Consider the following 4,777-nt stretch of genomic DNA (forward strand, 5'->3'; position numbering starts at 1 on the left):
GTCCACCCCTGCCGAGTCGGCGCCAGTTTCCGGTCCTCGGAGAAACTGGCGCCGACTCGGCGCGGAATGGGGGGAAACTGGCGCCGACTCGGCCTAGTGGAAGTCGCGGGAGCGGTGGCAGGCGCGCAGGGCCCGGCCGGCCTCGGGGTGGACGGCCTCGATCGGGGCGAGCCGGTCGGCGACCAGGTTGGTGACGCCGTCTTGCCGTTCGAGGATGCCGCGGATGACCATGCCGGCCGCGCTGCTGGCGACTCCGCGGTAGCGCCGCCACACCCCCACCGTGCAGATCACGTTGAGCATCCCGGTCTCGTCCTCGAGGTTGAGGAACGTGACGCCGCCGGCGGTGCCGGGGCGCTGCCGGTGGGTGACCAGGCCGGCCACGTGGATCCGTCGCCCCGGTTCGGCGGTGGCGCAGTCGGCCACCGCCTTGATGCCTCCGGCCCGCAGCCGGTCGCGCAGGTGGCCGAACGGATGCTGCCCGGGGGTGATGCCGGTGGCCCACAGGTCGGCCATCGTGACTTCCACGTCGTCCATCTCCGGCAGCATCGGCGCCGGCCCCGCGACGCGGACCCCCTCGAGGTGCTCCTCGCTCTCGGTCCACCCCGCGTTCCACAGCGCCTGGCGTCGTGAGAGCGGACCGGAGGGGAACGCCTCGTCGAAGACCCCCGCGGTCGCCAGTGCCTCGAGCTGCCGGGCGTCGAGGCCGGCGCGGCGCGAGAGGTCCACCTGGTCGGCGAAGGGCCGCTCGGCGCGCGCCGCGACGATCCGTTCGGCGACCACGGCGCCGATGCCGCGCACCGAGTCGAGACCGAGACGTACGGCGTACGCCGCGTCGCGCCGGTGCGCCGGGGTCGGGTCCGGGGTGCCGTCCACCCACTCGACCCGTGCGGGGTGGTCGGCCAGGCACTCCTCCAGCCCGCCCGGGCCACGTTGATCGGCGAGCGGCTCGAGGTCGGCGGTCGCCGCCGAACGCACCAGGTCGGGCCGCAGCACCTCCACGCTGTGTCGGCGGGCGTCGTGGACCAGCGACTGCGGCGAGTAGAACCCCATCGGCTGGGCCCGCAGCAGCGCGGCGAGGAACGCCCCGGGGTAGTGCAGCTTGCACCACGAGCTGGCGTAGACGAGCTTGGCGAACGACAGCGCGTGGCTCTCGGCGAAGCCGAAGTTCGCGAACGACAGGATCTTGAGGTAGATCGCGTCGGCCTCCTCGCCGACCAGTCCCTTGGCGGCCATCCCGGCGTAGAGCTTGTCCTTGATGCTCTCGATGCGTTCGATGCCGCGTTTGGAGCCCATCGCCCGGCGCAGCAGGTCGGCCTCGTCGCGGGTGCAGTCGCCGAGCACCCGCGCCATGTCCATCAGCTGCTCCTGGAACAGCGGCACTCCCTTGGTGCGCTCGAGCACCGGCACCAGCGAGGGATGGGCGTACTCGACCTCCTCGCGGCCGGTGGCCCGCCGGATGTAGGGGTGCACCGCGCCGCCCTGGATCGGGCCGGGCCGGATCAGCGCGATCTCGATCGCGAGGTCGTAGAACTCGCGGGGCCGCAGCCGCGGCAGCGTGCCGATCTGGGCGCGGCTCTCGACCTGGAACACCCCGACCGAGTCGGCGCGGCAGAGCATGTCGTAGACCGCCGGCTCCTCCTTGGGGATCGTGGCCAGCGTCCACTGCTCGCCGAGGTGCTGCTCGACGATGCGCATCATATGGTCGAGCGCGCTGAGCATCCCGAGCCCCAGCAGGTCGAACTTCACCAAACCCATGAACTCGCAGCCGTCCTTGTCCCACTGCAGGACCGTCCGCTTGTCCATCCGCGCCCGCTCGATCGGTACGACCTCGCCGATCGGCCGCTCGGTGAGCACCATTCCTCCGGAGTGGATGCCGAGGTGGCGCGGCGCACCGAGGAGGCCGTTGGCGAGTGCCACGACCGGGGCGGGTACGTCGTGCTCGCCGCCGTCGCGCGAGGCCACGGTCGTCCACGAGGTGACCTGCTTGGACCAGGCGTCCTGCTGGCCCGGCGAGTGGCCCAGTGCCTTGGCGGCGTCGCGGACCGCCATCTTGGGTCGGTAGCCGACGACGTTGGCGACCTGGGCGGCGTTGTGGCGCCCGTAGCGGTCGTAGACCCACTGGATCACCTCCTCGCGCCGGTCGGAGTCGAAGTCGACGTCGATGTCGGGCTCCTCGTCGCGATGCTGGGAGATGAACCGCTCGAACGGCAGCCGGTAGAAGACCGGGTCGATCGCGGTGATGCCGAGCGCGTAGCAGACCGCCGAGCTCGCCGCGGATCCCCGGCCCTGGCAGAGGATCCCCTGGGATCGGGCGAACGCCACGATGTCGTGGACGATCACGAAGTAGCCGGCGAAGTCCTTCTCCTCGATGATCCGCAGCTCGTGCTCGACGGTACGCCGGGCCTGCTCCTCGAGCGGGCCGCCCGCGTAGCGCAGCGCGAACCCCTCCTCGGTCAGCTCCCGCAGCCAGCTCGACGGGGTGTGGCCGGCGGGGATGCCGTCCTTGGGCAGCCGCGGGGTGGCCTTCTGCAGGTCGAAGGCGATCTCGTCGGCGATCGCGACACTGCGCGCGACGGCGCCGGGGTGGCGTGCGAACCGGCGCGCCATCTCCTCCCCCGACCGCAGGCAGGCCATGCCGGACGCCGGCAGCCAGCCGTCCATCTCGGCGAGGCTGCGCCGCGCGCGCACCGCAGCCATCGCGTCGGCGATGCGGTGCTGCTCGGGCCGGGCGTGATGGACGTTGTTGGTCGCGACCACCGGCAGCCCGTGGTCGCTCGCCAGCAGCGCGAGCAGGTCGTTGTGGGTCGAGTCGGTGGGGTAGCCGTGGTCGGTCAGCTCGACCACGACGTGCTCGTGCCCGAACAGCGCGGTCAACCGGTCGAGCTCGGTGGCGGCGTACGACGGCCCACCGGCCAGGAGCGCCTGCCGCACGGTCCCCTTCCGGCAGCCGGTGAGCACCAGCCAGTGGCCGCGCCCCCGCTCGGCGAGCTCGGCCAGGTCGTAGACCGGCCGGCCCTTCTCGTCGCCGCGCAGCTGGGCGTCGGTGATCGCGGCGGCCAGCCGGTGGTAGCCCTCCACCCCGCGGGCCAGCACCAGCAGGTGGCTGCCTTCAGGGTCGGCGACGCCGTTCTGCGGCTTGGTCAGGCCCAAGGAGAGCTCGGCGCCGTAGATCGTCTGCAGGCCCGCTGAAGCATGCAGCTGCGCGGTCTCGGCGAACAGGGGCGCACCGTAGAACCCGTCGTGGTCGGTGATCGCGAGCCCGTGCAGCCCCAGCCGGATCGCCTCGAGCACGAGGTGGTCGGGGCCGCTGGCGCCGTCGAGGAAGCTGAAGTTGGAGTGGCAGTGCAGCTCGGCGTACGGCGTCACCGGCCCGGCCGGTCGCTCCACGTCGACGCGCGTGCGCTTGCGCTTGCGGGTCGAGATCGGCGCCTCGGGGTCCTGGGGCGTGTTGACCCGCCCGGAGAGCCGCTTCTCCAGCTCGCCCCAGGAGATCGGGGGGTTGTTCCAGCCCATCTACGTCATCACCTCAGTCGGCTCTGCTCAGTCATAGGCAGCCTCGGTCCACCACACGCCCTCATCGAACGTCAGCAGCCAGGCGCGACCGTCGACGCCGACGACCTGGAAGCGGGCCACCTTGCGGGGCCCCGAGGCCTCCCACCAGAGCTCCTCGATCGGCCACGGCCCGGCCCAGGCGGCGACCGGCTGCCACCCGGAGCCGGGTTCGGCTCGGAACCGCTCCGGGGCACAGGTGACCGCACCCCGGTCGTCGATCGCCACCGGATGGCCGCCGGCGCCGGTGACCTCGGCCGCCCACGGTGACGTCAGGACCCGAGCGGGAGCGGGCGGCGGGATGCTGCCCGGCCACGGAGGACCGGTCGGCCGCAGCCCGGTGGGTCGTTCCCCCCAGGCCACGAACGCCTGCCGGGCGGCGGGACTGCGGCCGCCCTGGAGCACGGGGCGGACGACGGCCTCGTGACCGAGCATCCCCTGCACCCGGGCGATGCCGCGCTCGACGCGCTCGTCGGTGCCGCCCCAGAGCCCGTCGGCGTGCACCGCGTCCGGGACCACGGTCACCGGCTCGAAGACCACCCGGTCGACCGGCGCCCGCACCTCCCCCGCCCTGAACCCGCCCTGGAGCTGCCAGTGCAGCCGGTCGACGAGGTCGGCGGCGGTGAACCACCGCGGGTGCAGCCAGATCCGGGAGCTGGCCGGCTCGGCCTCGCCCTCGCACCGGGCAGCGACGCGCACTTCGGTGCACACCAGGCGCTGCCGGGCGAGCCCGGCGACGAACCGGTCCGCGGTCTGCCGGACGCTGAAGCTGATCGTCTCGGCGGAGTCGAGCGGCGGCTCGAAGTCGACGCGGCAGGCCAGCTCGGGCGGCGGGGTGCGGGTGGCGAGCAGCGCGGTGCCCTCGCCGCACACCACCCGGCGTACCCACGCCACCTGCGACCCGAACCGGTCGCGTACGTCGCTCGCCCGCAGGTCGGCCAGGTCGGCGAGCGTGCGCAACCCGAGCCGCTTGAGCAGGCTCACCGCGTCGGGTCCGCCGGGGAGGTCCTCGAGCACCGCGACCGGCAGCCCGCGCAGGAACGGCACCGACGTGCCCGGCTCGACCACGTGGCAGTCCTGCGGGTCGGCCCGCCGGGCCGCCTGCTCGGCGGTGAACAGCTCGTCGGCGACCCCGACCCGGCAGTCCCACACCCCGAGCCCGACCAACCGCTCGGCGAGCAGCGCCGCGGCGGCCGGCTCCCCGCCGTAGAACCGGCCCGGCGCGCGC

At 73.5% G+C, this 4,777-nt stretch carries 2 protein-coding genes; both read right to left on the reverse strand.

Annotated elements, in window-relative coordinates:
- Positions 1 to 93 precede the first annotated feature (93 nt).
- Complete coding sequence (locus tag VGD85_RS13590) at positions 94 to 3,513, reverse strand: error-prone DNA polymerase (RefSeq protein WP_331063975.1); 3,420 nt, start codon at positions 3,511 to 3,513, stop codon at positions 94 to 96.
- 27 nt (positions 3,514 to 3,540) lie between these two features.
- On the reverse strand, positions 3,541 to 4,777 hold a 1,237-nt coding region (locus VGD85_RS13595), incomplete at its 5' end, for a DNA polymerase Y family protein (protein WP_331063976.1).

The sequence above is a fragment of the Nocardioides sp. genome, assembly GCF_036401255.1.
GTDB lineage: Bacteria > Actinomycetota > Actinomycetes > Propionibacteriales > Nocardioidaceae > Nocardioides.

What these genes read in the sequence shown, in the direction of transcription:
- VGD85_RS13590 (WP_331063975.1), bottom strand. Translation starts at nt 3,513, where the DNA reads ATGGGCTGGAACAACCCCCCGATCTCCTGGGGCGAGCTGGAGAAGCGG.